Annotated in this window: 13 protein-coding genes; 4 read left to right on the top strand and 9 right to left on the bottom strand. The window is 59.4% G+C overall.

What is annotated here, in order from left to right; genetic code table 11:
• Nucleotides 1-9 precede the first annotated feature (9 nt).
• From gsiD to iaaA, 5 genes are read right to left on the bottom strand one after another with little or no spacing between them, the layout of a single operon-like run.
• Nucleotides 10-921, bottom strand: coding sequence for a glutathione ABC transporter permease GsiD (gene gsiD, locus FND52_RS08360; RefSeq protein ID WP_125291716.1), 912 nt, complete (start codon nucleotides 919-921; stop codon nucleotides 10-12).
• 2 nt (nucleotides 922-923) lie between these two features.
• The gene (gene gsiC, locus FND52_RS08355) at nucleotides 924-1,844 is read right to left on the bottom strand and encodes a glutathione ABC transporter permease GsiC (protein ID WP_125291715.1); all 921 of its coding nucleotides are present in this window, start codon (nucleotides 1,842-1,844) and stop codon (nucleotides 924-926) included.
• Nucleotides 1,845-1,889: 45 nt separating this feature from the next.
• Nucleotides 1,890-3,428, bottom strand: a complete 1,539-nt coding sequence (gene gsiB / locus FND52_RS08350) for a glutathione ABC transporter substrate-binding protein GsiB (RefSeq protein ID WP_144130473.1) — start codon at nucleotides 3,426-3,428, stop codon at nucleotides 1,890-1,892.
• Between the two features lie 38 nt (nucleotides 3,429-3,466).
• Nucleotides 3,467-5,365 carry a glutathione ABC transporter ATP-binding protein GsiA gene (gene gsiA / locus FND52_RS08345; protein WP_167509345.1) on the bottom strand — a complete coding sequence of 633 codons (1,899 nt, stop codon included), beginning with the start codon at nucleotides 5,363-5,365 and terminating at the stop codon, nucleotides 3,467-3,469.
• Nucleotides 5,310-6,272 carry a beta-aspartyl-peptidase gene (gene iaaA, locus FND52_RS08340; protein ID WP_144130470.1) on the bottom strand — a complete coding sequence of 321 codons (963 nt, stop codon included), beginning with the start codon at nucleotides 6,270-6,272 and terminating at the stop codon, nucleotides 5,310-5,312. The genes gsiA and iaaA overlap by 56 nt, the downstream gene beginning before the upstream one ends.
• Nucleotides 6,273-6,478: 206 nt before the next feature.
• On the opposite strand from iaaA, the gene moeA reads away from it, so the two are divergent.
• A complete protein-coding gene (gene moeA, locus FND52_RS08335) occupies nucleotides 6,479-7,711 on the top strand; it encodes a molybdopterin molybdotransferase MoeA (protein ID WP_144130468.1) in 1,233 nt (410 codons plus the stop codon).
• A 2-nt stretch (nucleotides 7,712-7,713) separates the two neighbouring features.
• Nucleotides 7,714-8,463 (top strand): molybdopterin-synthase adenylyltransferase MoeB, encoded by a 750-nt coding sequence (moeB, locus tag FND52_RS08330; protein ID WP_144130466.1) that lies wholly within the window; start codon nucleotides 7,714-7,716, stop codon nucleotides 8,461-8,463.
• Here the strand turns inward: moeB and FND52_RS08325 are convergent.
• Entirely contained in the window at nucleotides 8,460-9,530 is a 1,071-nt protein-coding gene (locus tag FND52_RS08325) for a LacI family DNA-binding transcriptional regulator (protein ID WP_144130464.1), read from the bottom strand. The genes moeB and FND52_RS08325 overlap by 4 nt on opposite strands.
• Nucleotides 9,531-9,829: 299 nt before the next feature.
• Here FND52_RS08325 and FND52_RS08320 point away from each other — a divergent pair, with 299 nt between their 5' ends.
• The gene (locus FND52_RS08320) at nucleotides 9,830-11,131 is read left to right on the top strand and encodes an MFS transporter (RefSeq protein ID WP_144130462.1); all 1,302 of its coding nucleotides are present in this window, start codon (nucleotides 9,830-9,832) and stop codon (nucleotides 11,129-11,131) included.
• A 14-nt stretch (nucleotides 11,132-11,145) separates the two neighbouring features.
• Entirely contained in the window at nucleotides 11,146-13,512 is a 2,367-nt protein-coding gene (locus FND52_RS08315; RefSeq protein ID WP_144130460.1) for a glycoside hydrolase family 31 protein, read from the top strand.
• Between the two features lie 38 nt (nucleotides 13,513-13,550).
• Here FND52_RS08315 and asmA read toward each other — a convergent pair whose 3' ends face one another.
• The 3 genes from asmA to udk form a co-directional block, all read right to left on the bottom strand.
• Complete coding sequence (asmA, locus tag FND52_RS08310) at nucleotides 13,551-15,395, bottom strand: outer membrane assembly protein AsmA (protein ID WP_144130458.1); 1,845 nt, start codon at nucleotides 15,393-15,395, stop codon at nucleotides 13,551-13,553.
• A gap of 23 nt (nucleotides 15,396-15,418) precedes the next feature.
• The gene (dcd, locus tag FND52_RS08305) at nucleotides 15,419-16,000 is read right to left on the bottom strand and encodes a dCTP deaminase (protein WP_144130456.1); all 582 of its coding nucleotides are present in this window, start codon (nucleotides 15,998-16,000) and stop codon (nucleotides 15,419-15,421) included.
• Between the two features lie 89 nt (nucleotides 16,001-16,089).
• Entirely contained in the window at nucleotides 16,090-16,731 is a 642-nt protein-coding gene (udk, locus tag FND52_RS08300; protein ID WP_125291704.1) for a uridine kinase, read from the bottom strand.
• Between the last annotated feature and the right edge of the window lie 32 nt (nucleotides 16,732-16,763).

Genomic DNA, 16,763 nt, shown 5'->3' with positions numbered 1-16,763 from the left:
AGCCTTTTTTTATCCTTTTATTTTCGGGTCCAGCGCGTCGCGCAGGCCGTCGCCTAATAAATTAAACGCCAGCACCGTCAGGAAAATCGCCAGGCTTGGGAACAGCGCCACGTGCGGGGCTATCACCATATCCGCGCGCGCCTCGTTGAGCATCGCCCCCCACTCCGGCGTTGGCGGCTGCGCCCCTAAACCGAGGAAAGACAGACTGGCGGCAGAAATAATCGAGGTGCCGATACGCATGGTGAAATAGACCACAATCGACGATACCGTGCCCGGCAGAATATGGCGGAACAGGATGGTGAAATCCGATGCCCCAATGCTGCGCGCCGATTCGATAAAGGTCTGGTGTTTGAGTACCAACGTATTGCCACGCACCAGGCGGGCAAACGCCGGGATGCTGAAAATCGCCACCGCGATAATCACGTTAGTCATCCCGCTGCCCATCACTGCCACCACGGCAATCGCCAGCAAAATGCCCGGAAACGCGAACAGCACATCGCAGATGCGCATGATGATGCGATCCCACCAGCCTTCGTAATACCCCGCCAGCAGCCCGAACACCGTGCCGATGGCCGCGCCTACCAGCACCGCCAGCACCCCGGCGGCCAGCGAAATGCGCGATCCCACCAGTACGCGGCTGAAAATATCGCGCCCCAGAGAGTCCACGCCGAACCAGTGCATCAGCGACGGGCCGTCGTTAAGCCGGTCGTAATCGAAATAGTTTTCCGCATCAAACGGGGCCAGCCAGGGGGCCGCCACCGCCAGCAGGATCAGCAACAGCACAAAGCCGCCAGCGATCATCGCCACCGGCTGGCGCTTCAGCCGACGCCAGAATTCCGACCACGGGGTTCGCACCTGATGAGGATGCAGGGTTGGCATCGCGTTGAGTACCGCCTGTCGGCGCCAGTTAAAAAGTCGCATCCTTACTTGTACCTGATAGCCGGGTTAATGGCGGCGTAGAGCACGTCCACCACTAAGTTGATAAGAATAAATTCCAGCGAAAACAGCAGCACCTCCGCCTGGATCACCGGGTAGTCGCGCATTTCCACCGAATCCACCAGCAAGCGCCCCAGCCCCGGCCAGTTGAACACTTTCTCCACCACTATCGAGCCGCCGAGCAGGAAGCCGAACTGCAAGCCCATCATGGTGACGACCGGGATCATGGCGTTGCGCAGCGCGTGTTTCATCACTACCCAGCGTTCGGTAACGCCTTTGGCCCTGGCGGTACGGATATAATCCTCCCCCAGCACATCGACAAACGACGCGCGGGTAAAGCGCGCCATCACTGCCGACACCGCCGCGCCCAGGGTGATGGACGGCAGAATGTAGTGCTGCCAGCTATCCGCACCCACGGTGGGCAACCAGCCCAGCTCCACGGAAAACACCTGCATCAGCAGCATCCCCAGGGCAAATGCCGGGAAAGAGATGCCGGATACCGCCAGGGTCATACTCAGCCGATCCGGCCAGCGGTTGCGCCATACCGCCGCAATCACACCCGCTGCCAGGCCGAACAGCACCGCCCAGACCATACTGGCGATGGTTAACCACAGCGTGGGCATAAACCGGCTGGCGATCTCCTCGGATACCGGGCGGCGTGACACCAGCGAAGTGCCGAAATCGCCCTGTAGCACGTTGCCCATGTAGCTCAAAAACTGCGACCACAGGGGTTTATCGAGACCCAACTGACTACGCACCATTTCAATCACCTGCGCGTCGGCCTCCGGCCCGGCAATCAGCCGCGCCGGATCGCCGGGCAACAGGTGAACAAATAAAAACACCAGCACCGCCACAATAAACAGCGTCGGGATGAGTCCCAGCAGGCGTTTCACCACATAACTGAACATCGCGATCCTTTAGCGTGCGTCTCCCCCGTTGCCGGGGGAGCGCCGTTATTTAATATCCGCTTCTTCGAAACTAAAGCCGGTGTCCGGCATCATGTAAAACCCGCTCAGGGATTTGCTGTGCGCAGAAACCAGTTTTTCCACCACCAGCGGTACCCACGGGGATTCTTTCCAGATGATTTCCTGGGCGTTTTTATAAAGGCTTGCTTTCTGCGCGTTGTCGGTGGTTTTCAGCGCTTCGGTGAGATCGTTATCCACCTGCGGATTGCTGTAGAACGCAGTATTAAACAGCGTCGGCGGCCAGTTCTGGGAAGCGAACAGCGGCGACAGCGCCCAGTCGGCCTCGCCGGTTGACGCAGACCAGCCGGTATAGAACATTCTCACCCCGCTCTCTTTCTGGCCTTTGCCTTCCACTTCCGCCGCGCGCTGCCCGGCGTCCATGGCGGTGAGTTTCACCTTCACGCCCACCTGCGCCAGCTGCTGCTGGGTAAACTGCAGCACTTTTTGCGCGGTGCTGTGGTTATGGGACGACCACAGGGTGGTTTCAAATCCGTTCGGATAACCGGCTTCTTTCAGCAATTCGCGCGCTTTAGCCGGATCGTAAGGCCAGGCTTTAAATGGCTCGGCGAAGGCGATAGCGGGCGGCACCACGCCGGTAGCCGGCGTCGCGAATCCGGCAAAGGCCACTTTAACCAGCGCATCGCGGTTGATGGCGTAGTTAATGGCTTCACGTACTTTCGGGTTGTCGAACGGTTTCTGGGTAACGTTCATGCTGATGTAGCGCTGCATAATCGACGGCGTAGTCACCAGATCCAGTTTGTCGTTCTTCTGGAGCACCGCGGCCTGCTCGTAAGGGATCGGGAAGGCGAACTGCGCCTCGCCGGTTTGCAACATCGCCGCGCGGGTGTTGTTGTCGACTACCGGACGCCAGGTGATGGTGTCGAGCTTCGGCAGCCCCTGCTCCCAGTAGCTGGCGTTTTTCTTCACCTTGACGAAATCGGTCTGGTTCCAGGTTTCCAGCGCGTAAGGCCCGGTGCCCACCGGATGAAAGCCGATCTCTTTGCCGTATTTCTCCAGCGCCGCCGGGGAGATCATCGCCGTCGCCGGATGGGCGAGGATATTAATAAACGCCGAGAACGGCTGCTTCAGGGTGATCTTCACGGTAGTCGGATCGACCGCCTCGGTGCTGGCGATATTTTTGTACAGGTTGTAGCGCTTGAGTTTGTTATCCGGGTTGCTGGCGCGGTCGAGGTTTACTTTCACCGCAGCAGCGTTGAAGTCGGTGCCGTCCTGGAATTTTACCCCCTGGCGCAGTTTTACGGTGTACACCAGCCCGTCATCGGAAACCGTGTAGCTTTCCGCCAGCACGTTTTTCACTTTCATCTCTTTATCCAGGCCGAACAGCCCCTGATAAAACGATTTGGCGACCTGCTGGGACAGGGTGTCGTTGGCGTCATACGGGTCGAGCGTCGTAAAGTTCGATGCCACCGCCACGGTGACATCCTTTGCCGCGAAGGCGGAACCGGCGAACAGCGCCGCGCTAATGCTGGCCGCGACCAGTAACTTACGAGTGATAGGTTGTGTCATGTTATTTCCTCATTATCCCTGCATTTTTATTGTTGGATTCAGGCGTTGCCGACGGTATGGCGCGCCACAAAATGGTCAGGCCCGACCGATACCAGCGGGGCAACGAAGGGGTTATCGCCGCGCCTGCGGGTGGCACTGGGTATTTCATCGGATAACAGCACCGGCTGGCGACGCCGGTGCGCCGGGTCGGCCACCGGGACGGCAGCCATCAGTTTCCGGGTATACGGGTGCTGCGGGTTCTCAAATACCGCCTGGCGGGGGCCAATCTCGACAATCTGCCCGAGATACATCACCGCCACGCGGTGGCTGATGCGCTCCACTACCGCCATATCGTGGGAAATAAATAAAAAGGCGATGCCGAATTCACGCTGCAAATCGAGCAGCAGATTGATGATTTGCGCGCGGATCGACACATCCAGCGCGGAAACCGATTCATCGGCAATCACCACTTTCGGATTGAGCGCCAGCGCCCGGGCGATGCAAATCCGCTGGCGCTGACCGCCGGAAAACTCGTGCGGGTAGCGCCAGGCGTGTTCAGGCTTCAGCCCGACGCGCTCCAGTAGCCAGGCGACGCGCTGCTCGGCGGCCTCGCCCTTCATCAAGCCATGCACCAGCAGCGGCTCCATAATCGAATAGCCCACCGTCAGGCGCGGGTCGAGGGAGGCGTAAGGATCCTGGAAGATAAACTGGATATCCCGGCGCACCGGCTGCATTCCCGACGGGGACAGTTGGTCAATGCGCTTGCCCTCAAAGGTAATGCTGCCGGACTCGCTTTCCACCAGCCGCAGCAGTGAGCGCCCGATGGTGGATTTCCCGCAGCCGGATTCGCCCACCAGCGCCAGCGTTTCACCGGGCCACAGATCAAAACTGACGTGCTCGACGGCGTGTACTTCCCGGGTAACGCGGTTGAGAATGCCGCTGCGTACCGGAAAGCGCGTTACCAGGTCGCGCACCTGCAAAATCGGGCCTTCATCGGTAATCACCGTGTCGCGCACCGGACGCTTCTCATCCCCGGCGGCGTCATTGAGCAGCGGGAATTTACGCGGCAGCGCATGGCCTTTCATCGAGCCGAGGCGCGGCACCGCCGCCAGCAGCGCTTTGGTATAAGGGTGCTGAGGATGGCTAAAAATGTCGTTAACCGGGGCGGTTTCTACCGCCTTGCCCTGGTACATCACCAGCACCCGGTCCGCCAAATCCGCCACCACGCCCATATCGTGAGTGATAAAAATCACCCCCATGGACATTTCCTGCTGCAACACGCGGATCAACTGAAGGATCTGCGCCTGAATAGTGACGTCCAGCGCGGTGGTGGGTTCGTCGGCAATCAGCACCGCCGGTTTACAGGAGAGCGCCATGGCGATCATCACCCGCTGGCGCATCCCGCCGGAAAGCTGGTGCGGATAGCGGGATAAAATCGCCTGGGCTTCGGGAATACGCACCAGATCGAGCATCCGCTTCGCCTCCGCCAGCGCGCTTTTATGGCTCAAGCCCTGGTGCAGACGAATAGATTCGGCGATTTGCTCGCCCACCGGAAACACCGGATTCAGGGAGGTCATCGGCTCCTGGAAAATCATCGCCATATCCGCGCCGCGCACTTCGCGCATCCGCCCCTGGCTGGCGGTAGCGAGATCCAGCACCTGTCTGTTGCGCCGCCGCAGCCGCATCGGGCCACTGGTCACTTCGCCGCCCGCCTGTTCGATTAAGCGCATCAGCGCCAGCGCGGTCACTGATTTTCCGGAGCCGGATTCGCCGACAATGGCCAGCGTTTCGCCGCGCCGCAGCGAGAAGTTCAGCCCGCTGACCGCCTGGGTAACGCCCTGCTCCTGACGGAACGCGATAGTGAGATCCTCAACCGCCAGTACCTCGTCGTCCGCCAGTAATTCATTCTGTGACACCAGGGCCTCCTGCTTCCGGATAAATGCCCACCGTGGGCGCATCGCCGACGTAGCCATAACCGCGATACATGCCTTCGCTGTTAAACGGCATCGCCACGTTGCCTTCCCGGTCAATGGCTATCAGCCCGCCGCTGCCGCCGAGCGCCGGGATCTTCTCCATCACCACCCGCTCCGCCGCCTGGGGTAAACTCAGCCCGGCGTACTCCATCAGTGCGGCGATATCATAGGCCGCCAGCGCGCGGATAAACACTTCGCCGGTGCCGGTACAGGAGACCGCCACGCTGGCATTATTGGCATAGCACCCCGCACCCGGCAGCGGGGAATCCCCAACCCGGCCCGGCAGTTTATTGGTCATCCCGCCGGTGGAGGTTGCTGCCGCAAGATTGCCGTGGCGATCCAGCGCCACCGCGCCGACGGTGCCCATTTTTTGCCGCTCATCCAGCGGCGCGCTGTGATCAAGCTGGACCGCATTGTGTTGTTGCGCCTGATGCAGCTGCGCCAGCCGCTCCGGGGTGGAAAAAATATCCGGCGAGACGCTCTCCATGCCGTGCTGATGGGCGAAGGCTTCCGCCCCGTCGCCAATCAGCAGCACGTGGGGGCTTTTTTCCAACACCAGCCGCGCCGCCAGTACCGGGTTACGCAGATGGCTGACGCCCGCTACCGCGCCCGCCTTTAAGGTATGGCCTTCCATCACGCAGGCGTCCAGTTCGTGGGTGGCATCCCGGGTAAACACCGCGCCGATCCCGGCATTAAACAGCGGGCACTCTTCCAGTAAACGCACGGCTTCGGTAACCGCATCCAGCGCGCTGCTGCCCGCTGCCAGAATCGCCTGCCCGGCCTCAATCACCGTGGCCAACGCGGCGATATACTGGCGCTCCCGCTCCGCGCTCATGCTGGCCCGGGCAATCGCCCCTGCGCCGCCGTGTATGGCAATAACCGCTTTTCCCATGCTCTCTTTATCCTGCATCAATAAGGTATTGCCACGTTTTCTTTATAAATATCATTATCGTTGCAATTTATTCATATCGAATTTGAATATAGAAAGTGCCACATGTGATGTAAAGCGCCCCGGCTTCCCTACCCCCAGATGGGGCATCCCGCTGAAGTGCGATTTCTGACATAATGCATCCTTTATTTCCCGCCAGGAGAGAGCTCATGGATTTCACCGCTGGACTGATGGCGCTTGATGACGCCCTTGGACAGATGCTTGCCCGTATCACGCCGCTGACCGATACCGAAACCTTACCGCTGCAACAGGCTTTTGGCCGGGTGCTGGCGCGCGATGTCACGTCGCCCATGGACGTTCCCGGATTCGATAATTCGGCGATGGACGGTTACGCGGTGCGCCTGGGCGATGTGAAAGACGGCGCGGTGCTGCCGGTGGCAGGCAAAGCGTTCGCCGGGCAACCGTTCCAGGGCCAATGGCCGCAGGGTACCTGCATCCGCATCATGACCGGCGCGCCGGTTCCGGCGGGCTGCGACGCGGTGATCATGCAGGAAGAAGCCGACGCCAACGACGCGGGCGTGCGCTTTCCGCATCCGGTGCGTCCGGGGCAAAACATTCGCCTGCGCGGGGAAGATATCCAGCGCGATGCGGCGGTGCTCACCGCCGGGACCCGACTCACCGTGGGCGAACTGCCGATGCTGGCGTCGCTTGGCATCCCCCATGTCGAGGTAGTGCGCAAAACCAGAGTGGCGATTTTCTCCACCGGCGATGAGCTACAGCTGCCGGGTCAGCCGCTCGGCGACGGCCAGATTTATGACACCAACCGCCTCGCGGTGCATGTGATGCTGGAGCAGCTCGGCTGCGAGGTGATCAATCTGGGGATAATCCCTGACGATCCGGATGCGCTGCGCGCCGCGTTTATTCAGGCCGATAGCCAGGCGGACGTGGTACTCAGTTCGGGCGGCGTCTCGGTAGGCGAAGCGGATTTCACCAAAACCCTGCTGGAAGAACTGGGTGAAATCACCTTCTGGAAGCTGGCGATCAAGCCGGGCAAACCCTTCGCGTTTGGCCGCCTGCCGAATAGCTGGTTTTGCGGCCTGCCGGGCAACCCGGTCTCTGCGGCGCTGACCTTTTACCAGTTGGCGATCCCGCTGCTGGCGAAGCTTAACGGCCAACACACCCTCTCCCTGCCGCAAACGCTGCGGGTGCGTGCGGGCGGTCGCTTTAAAAAATCTCCGGGCCGCCTCGACTTCCAGCGCGGCATTTTGCAGCGCGGCGCGGACGGTACGCCGGAAGTGGTCACCACCGGCCATCAGGGATCGCATATTTTCAGCTCATTCAGCCAGGGCAACTGTTTTGTGGTGCTGGAGCGCGAGCGCGGCAATGTTGAAGCCGGCGAATGGGTCGAGGTTCAGCCGTTTAATCACCTGTTTGGAGGCTAACCATGGAGCAGCTCACCGACCAGGAGATGATGCGCTATAACCGGCAAATCGTGCTGCGCGGGTTTGATTTTGACGGCCAGGAGCGTCTGAAAGCCGCGCGGGTGCTGATTGTCGGCCTCGGTGGGCTGGGCTGCGCCGCCAGCCAGTATCTGGCGGCGGCGGGCGTCGGGCAGTTAACGCTGGTCGATTTCGACACGGTTTCCGTTTCCAACCTGCAGCGCCAGACGCTGCACCGCGACGCGACTGTCGGGCTGTTGAAAGTGGATTCGGCGCGGGAACAGCTCGCCGCCATCAATCCCAACGCCGTTATTGATAGTGTCGCCACCCTGCTGGACGACGCGGCGATGGCACAGCAGATTGCCGCCCACGATCTGGTGCTGGACTGCACCGATAATGTCGAGGTGCGCAATCAGCTTAACCGGCTGGCGTTTGCCGAAAAAATCCCGCTGGTTTCCGGCGCGGCGATCCGCATGGAAGGGCAAATCACGGTATTTACCTGGGGGGACGACGAACCCTGCTACCGCTGCCTGAGCCGGTTATTCGGCGACGGCGCGTTAAGCTGCGTGGAGGCGGGCGTGATGGCCCCGCTGGTTGGCGTGATTGGCGCGATGCAGGCCATGGAAGCGATCAAAATCCTCGCCCGGTACGGCAAAGCCGCGGCGGGCAAAATCGTTATGTATGACGCCATGACCTGTCAGTTCCGCGAGATGAAGCTGGCGCGCAACCCGCAGTGCGAGGTTTGCGGTCACTAATCGTCATATAAACCGTTGTGCCGTACCCCGGCAGCGTGTTTACCGCTGCGGATGCGGCGCACCGACTCCCTGACTGCAAGGGTGCCGTGCAACAGCAGCGTACCGCAGGCCGCGTGGGGCCGGATCAGACGCTGTTGCAGCATCAATACCGCTTCTTCCCCCAACTCATCGCGCGGCACGTGCATCGCCGTGAGCGGCACATCCTGAATCGCTGCCAGATTAAAGGCATCGATGCTCATCACTGAGATATCCTGCGGCACCCGCAAACCGGCTTTTTGCAGCGCGGTGACCGCCCCTGCCGCCATAAAATCGCCGCCCGCCAGAATCGCGCTGGGCAGCGGGCCGTCAGCGTTTGCCAGAAAATCACCGATCAGCGCCTCGCTCTCTTTTGCGCTAAAGCTGCTGGCGGCAATGAGATGGCGGGATTCATCAAACGCCAGATTGTGCGCTTCCCAGCTCTCTTTAATCCCCGCCAGCCGCAAGTCCATGGTGTAGCGCCGCAAGCACAACAGGTTAACCACCTGCTTATGCCCCATCTCAAACAGATAGCGGGCAGCGGCCTCGCCGATGGAACGGTGATCCGGCGCGACCGCCGGGAGGCGCATTTTTGGATCGCGGCAGTTAATCAGCACGCAGGGCTTGCCGATATCGGCAGCCAGATCGTGGATATGCGCGCTGTCGATACCCAGCAGGATCGCGGCCTGGCTATCCGGCTCGTTGATCCGCGCCAAAAACAGGTTGGCGTCGCTGTCTTCTTCTTCCAGCGCGCAGTAGCGCAACCGCACGTCATGGGGGGCCAGTGCCTTATTAATACTCTGGATCACCCGGTAATAAAAAATATCGGAACGCTCGTCAAAGGCGCGCTGCGGCGCGAACACCAGCAGGTTATTCAGCAGCAGCCGCCCTGCCGCCATCCCGTCCAGCACCCCAAGCTGGCGAGCGCACGCCATCACGCGCGCCCGCGCCGCATCGCTGGTGTTCGACTTCCCCGCCAGTACGCGGGAAACCGTGCTGATCGACAGGCCCGTTTGCTCAGCAATCAGGCTGATTTTTAGGTTTTTGCTCATTGTGTGATCTACGCCCAATCGCGAAATGAAAAAATTTTCATGAGATAAACAGTAATAATTTCATCAGTTAAATCAGCGTAACGTCAAAATGTGCGGATTAATGAGAAAGTTTGCACACTTTCCACTTTTTTCACGCCAGACCCTTAACTAGTCTCAGATTGGTCAACCAATACGCCGTAAGCCGTATCGATACCAACACTATTTCAAAGGAATATGAAATCCGCGCGGTGCCGTCCGGTTAACCCCGTTCCGCGAGTTGTCATACCAATCAACCGTATTAACGCTGTCTGGAGACCGTTATGAGTCAGGGTGTGAACGAGCCGTTAGCGACCGGAAAAACCCGGCGCGTTGTGAAAAACCTGCGCTGGTGGGTGCTGGTCCTGTTTTTGATGGGGGTGACGGTTAACTACATCACCCGTAACTCGCTGGGGATCCTCGCCCCGGAACTGAAAGAGAGCCTGGGCATCACCACCGAGCAGTACTCGTGGATTGTTGGCGCATTCCAGCTGGCCTATACGGTTTTCCAGCCGATTTGCGGCTGGCTGATTGACGTCATCGGCCTGAAAATCGGCTTTCTGATTTGCGCCTCGATCTGGGCGCTGACCTGTATTTTTCATGCCGGTGCGGGCAGTTGGCTACAGCTGGCGCTGCTGCGCTTTGTGATGGGCGGCGCAGAGGCCGCCGCCACCCCCGCTAACGCCAAAACCCTCGGCGAATGGTTCCCGAAAAAGGAGCGCCCGGTCGCCGCTGGCTGGGCGGGCGTGGGCTTTTCGATTGGCGCGATGCTGGCACCGCCGATTATCTATTTTGCCCACGCGTCGTTCGGCTGGCAGGGCGCATTTATGTTTACCGGCGTGCTGGCGCTGCTGTGGGTGCTGCTGTGGTGGCTGTTTTACCATAACCCGGAGAAGCACCCCAATCTGAGCAAAGACGAGCTGGCCTATATCCAGCAGGATAACGAACCGCCCGCGGTCAAACTCCCTTTCTTTACCGCCCTGAAAACCGTCGGCAAAAACAGACGCTTTTACGGTATCGCTATTCCGGCGTTTATGGCCGAACCCGCCTGGGCGGTGATGAGCTTCTGGGTGCCGCTGTATCTGGCTAAAGAACACGGCATGGACCTGAAGCAGATCGCCATGTTCGCCTGGCTGCCGTTCCTGGCCGCCGATCTCGGTAGCGTCGCCAGCGGCTATTTAACTCGTCTGTATACCCGCCTGTTTGGCTGTAGCCGGGTCAACTCGGTGGTCGCCAGTTCGGTCACCGGCGCGTTTTTAATGGTGTCGCTGGCTATCGTCGCCCTGACTCGCGATCCCTATATCACCATCATCCTGATCTCCATCGGCGGCTTCGGGCACCAGATTATCTCCTGCATGCTCAGCGCGCTGGTGGTGGAGTCGTTCGATAAAGGCCAGATGGCGACCGTTAACGGCATGCGCGGCTCCTGCGCGTGGATCGCCAGCTTCCTGTTCTCACTGCTTATCGGCGTCACCGCCGACAAGATCGGTTTTAACCCGCTGTTTATCGCCATGGGCTTCTTCGATCTCATCGGGGCCTTCTTCCTGGTGGTATTTATCGCTGAACGCCGCGCGCGTCGCGCCTGAAGATAAGGGACGTTATGAAAACACTGAAAAACTGGACCCTGCTTAACGCAGACCAAAGCCATGTTACGCTGCAACTCGATCAACGTTATCGCCTGGCGCTGTACGTACTGGAAAAGGGGCTGTTTCGGGTGGCAATCTCCCGCAATACCGGCTGGGCGCTGGATAAAACCTGGAGCATCGCGCCCGGACAGGACGTGCCCTGGGAAGGTCGTAGCCGCGATGATTTGAGCGGATTTACCCTGCCGGGCTTCAGCGTTGAGGAGCAAGACGATCGCCTGGTGGTCGCCACCGACACCTTACGCGTGACGGTGCATCAGCCGCTGTGGCTGGAGTGGCATTACCGGGATGACCAGGGCAAGTGGCAGCTACTGGCCAGCGACCGCGCGACCAGCGCCTATCTGATCAACGCCCACGGCGACGGCGTGGCGCACTATCAGCACCGGCTGGAAGGCGACCGTTATTACGGGCTGGGGGAAAAGGCCGGGCCGCTACAGCGCAACGGCAAGCGCTACGAAATGCGTAACCTGGACGCCATGGGCTATAACGCCGCCCATACCGATCCGCTGTACAAGCATATTCCGTTTACCATCACCCAGCGCCCCGGCGTCAGCTTCGGGCTGTTTTACGATAACCTGAGCAGCTGCTGGTTCGACATGGGTAAAGAGATCGACAACTACCATCGCCCCTATCGCCGCTGGCAGGCGGAGGCGGGGGATATCGATTATTACCTGTTCGTCGGCAAGCGGGTGCTGGATATCACCAAAGCCTTTGTGCGGCTGACCGGCAAAACGATTTTCGGGCCGAAATGGAGCCTGGGCTATAGCGGCTCAACCATGCACTACACCGACGCGCCGGACGCCCAGCAGCAGCTGATGAATTTTATCCGGCTGTGCAAAGAGCACGCCATTCCCTGCGATTCGTTCCAGCTGTCGTCCGGCTATACCTCCATCAACAACAAGCGCTACGTGTTCAACTGGAACTACGACAAAGTGCCGCAGCCAAAAGTGATGAGCCAGGCATTTCATGATGCGGGGCTGCGGCTGGCGGCCAATATCAAGCCCTGCCTGTTGCAGGACCATCCGCGCTATAACGAAGTGGCGGAACAGGGATTGTTTATTCGTGATTCAGAGTCGGATAAGCCGGAGCGTTCAAGCTTCTGGGATGACGAAGGCTCCAACCTCGATTTCACCAACCCGGATACCATCAAATGGTGGCAGAACGGCGTCACCACCCAGCTGCTGGAAATGGGCATTGACTCCACCTGGAACGATAACAACGAGTTTGAAGTGTGGGATGGCGAAGCGCGCTGCCACGGCTTCGGCAATCCCATCGCCATCAAATATATTCGCCCGGTGATGCCGCTGCTGATGATGCGCGCGTCGCTGGAAGCCCAGCAGCGCTTCGCGCCGGAAAAACGCCCGTACCTGATTTCCCGTTCCGGCTGCGCCGGTATGCAGCGCTACGTGCAAACCTGGAGCGGCGATAACCGCACCAGTTGGGAAACGCTGCGCTTTAACACCCGCATGGGCGTCGGCATGAGCCTTTCGGGGCTGTATAACGTCGGCCACGATGTGGGCGGTTTTTCCGGCGATCGTCCAGACCCGGAGCTGTTTGTGCGTTGGGTGCAAAACGGCGTAATGCACCCGCGTTTCACTATCCACTCCTGGAATGACGACCATACGGTTAACGAACCCTGGATGTACCCGGCCATCACGCCCGCCATCCGCAGCGCCATCGAACTGCGCTACCGTCTGCTGCCGTGGTTCTATACCCTGCTGTGGCAGGCCCACGCCGATGACGAGCCGATACTGCGCCCGACGTTCCTCGATCACGAACACGATGCGCAGACCTTTGAAGAGTGCGATGAGTTTATCCTCGGCAAGGACCTGCTGGTCGCCAGCGTGGTTGAGCCTGGCGCACGCGAGCGTACGCTGTGGTTGCCCGCCAATACCGACGGCTGGTATGACTTCTACACCGGCAACTGGTACAGCGGCGGGCAATGGATCACCCTGGCAGCACCGCTGGAAACGCTACCGCTGCTGGTGCGTGCGGGCGCGGGCCTGCCGATGAGCGCGCGGCTGGCGCATACCAGCCCGAAAGACGACACCTGTCGCGAGCTGAAGCTGTTCCCGCTGAAGGGCTGCGGGACCAGTCGTGGCCTGCTGTTTGAAGACGACGGCGAGAGCTGGGGCTATCAGGACGGCAATGCGCTGTGGCTGGAGTGGGAATTGACCTGCGATGCTAACACCCTTCGTCTGGAAGTCTCGACCCGTGGCGATTATCAGCCTGCGTGGCGTGAACTTACCGTTAGCCTGCCGCCCGGCGAACACCGCACGCTGCTGATCAACGGCGACGCGAGCCGCAGCTGGCAAGCGCGCTAAGCGGATAAACCAACGGGGCCATTTGGCCCCGTTTTTTATTACAGCTTTTTCAGCAACTCTTTCACGTCCTTCGACTTGCTGCTGTCTTTATGGCGCTCGGCCCAGTCGTTCAGCCGCCGCTTAGCTTCCTCCTGCAGATGCTTACGCAGCACCTGGTCAACCTGCAGCGAGTAGTTCAACTGCTTCCAGGAGCCATAGACCCGCAGCGGGATCGGCGTTTGCCTGAGGAATTCTACCAGGCTGCCCTCGCCTTTCCAGCCATCGACCACCCGCACCTGGAACAGGGTATCGCACTGTTCAGTGACCAGGTCCATAGTGCCTTCGCCATTCATCGCCAGCATGGAGGAACGCCCTTCCATTTTGTTTAGCGTCAGCTTGCCGTGGTCGAGCGACACGTCCGTCGTGAACTGTTCCAGTTTGGTCGCGTTCTCTTCGAACTGCTGCGCCTGCACCGAACCGTTATTACGCGCCACCGCCTGCTGGATCATTTGCTGGAAGTTCATCCCCTCAAGACGCGAGTTGGTCATCTCGACGCTGGCCCTGCCCTGCCAGTTCTGACGAAATGCGTTGGCATCGATTTGCGCCCCGGAAAAATCGCCGGTCATCGACAGCGCACCGCTCAGGGCAATCGGATAATCGAACGCCTTAAGCACCTGGCTAATTTCGATATTCTGAATGGTTGGGGTGAACTTCACCTGCGCCGGCTGCTGTTTGGTGTTCAGGCTGCCCGGCAGGGAAATATGGCCCGCGCCTAAGTTGCCATCCAGCGTGGAAATGGTCAGTAATCCGCTGTTATTGGCCAGCGCCGCGCGCACTTTAGTGAAATTCAGGCCGCGCCACAGCACGCTTTCGGCACTGATATTGGCCCGGGCGTTAAAGCCGCGCAGCGCCGAATAATCCTGCTCAGAGGCATTGTCGGCAATCACCGGACGCGGCAGTACGGGCTGACTTTGCGCCTGCTGGGCGACTGGCGTGGTGGATGGCGCTTGCGTCGGCAGCAGATTTTCCAGATTGAGTTTGTTAAAGGCCAGATTCAGCAACCAGTCAGGTTGCTTTTGCAACATCACGCTGCCATCGCCGCTTAACTGGCTGTCATTTGCGGTGAGTTGCAGCTCGCTGAAGCTGAGCTTTTTCTGCCCCTCCTGCCAGTTGGCATTAAACACACCTTGCCCGGTGATGCCCTGGCGCGGCAGATCTGCGCCCCGCAGCTGATATTGTAAATTGGTGACGCTGGCCGTCAGGTTGTCGGGATAGTCCGCGGCGTTAAGCGCAGCGTTAAAAGAGAGATCCAGCGTGCGCTGGTCACGTAGCACCCGGGCGCTGAAATCAATCTGCGCCTGCCGCTTCTCATCCTGTTCCATCTGGAGATTAAGGTTGCGTACCGTGACCAGCTCATCGCCTTCATGCTGGAAAACCAATACGCTGTCGGCCACTTTCAGACGGGAGATATCAAAGCTCCAGCCGCGCTCGGTATCGGGAGGCGTTGCGCCGCCCTGTGGGCCTATTGGCGCATCTTTGGGACGGCGCGCCTCGCTCTCAGGCGTTAACTGAACCACTGCGCCCTTCAGCATCACCTGGCGGACGTGCAGCTGGTGCGACAGCAGCGGCAGCAGCTTAACGTCAAGGCGCATATTATCGGCGGTGACCATCGGCTGTGACGCGCCCGGAGCAGTAAGTTTCATACGCCCGGAAAGAATACTTAACTGAGGCCAGACGTGCCAGCGCAGCGGCCCTTCCAGCTTAAGCTGGTATCCACTGCGCGCCTCAACCTGGCGAACCATATAGTCGCGAAAATCGTTGGGGTTGACCAACAGCACTAATGCGGACAGGCCAGCGATGATGACCACCAGCAATATCATTAGCGTCGTCAGAAGTCGTCTCATGGCATCCTCAGTCAGTAACCGGATTAGTCTTTATCGATGCGGCTGGCTACCGCACCTTGCTGATCCCGATACTTGGCATCTTCACGACGATTGTAAGGGCGCGCGGCAGGCCCGGACAGCGGCTCAAAACTCAGCGCGCCGATCACCATCCCCGGACGCAGTGCCAGCGGCAGTTTGCCGGAGTTATAGAATTCGAGCACGATGCAGCCCTGCCAGCCGGGATCGATGCGGTGCGCGGTCACGTGGACCATCAGCCCCAGACGCGCCAGTGAGGAACGGCCATCCAGCCAGCCTACCAGATCCGCCGGTAAGGTCACCGACTCCAGCGTTACCGCCAGGGCCAGTTCGCCCGGATGCAGGAAAAACGCATCGCCGTCCGCCAGCACGATTTCATCACTCATCACGCGATCCAGCGCGGCGCTGACTTCCGCCTTCGGTCCGCTTAAATCAATAAACGCGGCGGTATGGCCGCTGAAGGTGCGGAATTTGTTGCCCAGACGCACATCCACCGTCGCGCCATTAATGCGCTCTACCGGAGGACGCGGGGTAATCGCTAAACGGCCATCATCAAGCCAGGCTTCAATATCACGGTCGCAAAGACGCATCGCACGCTCCTCTGTTGTGCTTGAATTCCCGACCGCTGCGGGCCGGGAAATACATTATGACTCTTAGAACGGTACACGCTAACTGCGTGTTATTCAAAGAATTGGCTGATTTTCGCTTTGAGAATATCAATCGCAATGCGGTTTTTGCCGCCGCGCGGCACGATGATGTCGGCATACTGTTTCGATGGCTCAATAAACTGGAGGAACATCGGGCGTACCGTTTTCTGGTACTGAGTCATCACCGAATCCATCGAACGGCCACGCTCGTTTACATCACGCTTGATGCGGCGCATCAGGCAAATATCCAGCGGCGTATCGACGAAAATCGAGAAGTTCATCTCCTGGCGCAGGCGCGCATCCGTGAGCAGCAGGATCCCTTCGAGGATAATCACTTTTTTCGGTTCGATGTGGACCGTTTGCTGGGTACGCGTATGTTCGACATAACTATAGACGGGCAGTTCAATCGGCTTGCCGGACTTCAGCGTTTGCAGATGCTGGAACAGCAGGCTGTGGTCCATGGCGTTGGGATGGTCATAGTTGGTTTTAACCCGTTCTTCCATGGACAAGTGGGTCTGATCTTTGTAATAGCTGTCTTCCGGAATGACACCAATGTGTTCGTCACCGACCTGGTCGCGCAGTTCCCGATAAAGTGTGCTGGCGATAAGGCTTTTGCCCGAAGCGGATGCGCCGGCGATGCCGATGATGACGCATTGATGAGACTTGTCAGTCATAAATGTAGCGACCTGGTTTTTGAATGAGGGGA

This window comes from Atlantibacter subterraneus, from assembly GCF_007570865.1.
Lineage (GTDB): Bacteria > Pseudomonadota > Gammaproteobacteria > Enterobacterales > Enterobacteriaceae > Atlantibacter > Atlantibacter subterraneus.
The sequence above is the reverse complement of the archived record's forward strand: the minus strand, read 5'-3'. Positions and strand labels throughout refer to the sequence as shown.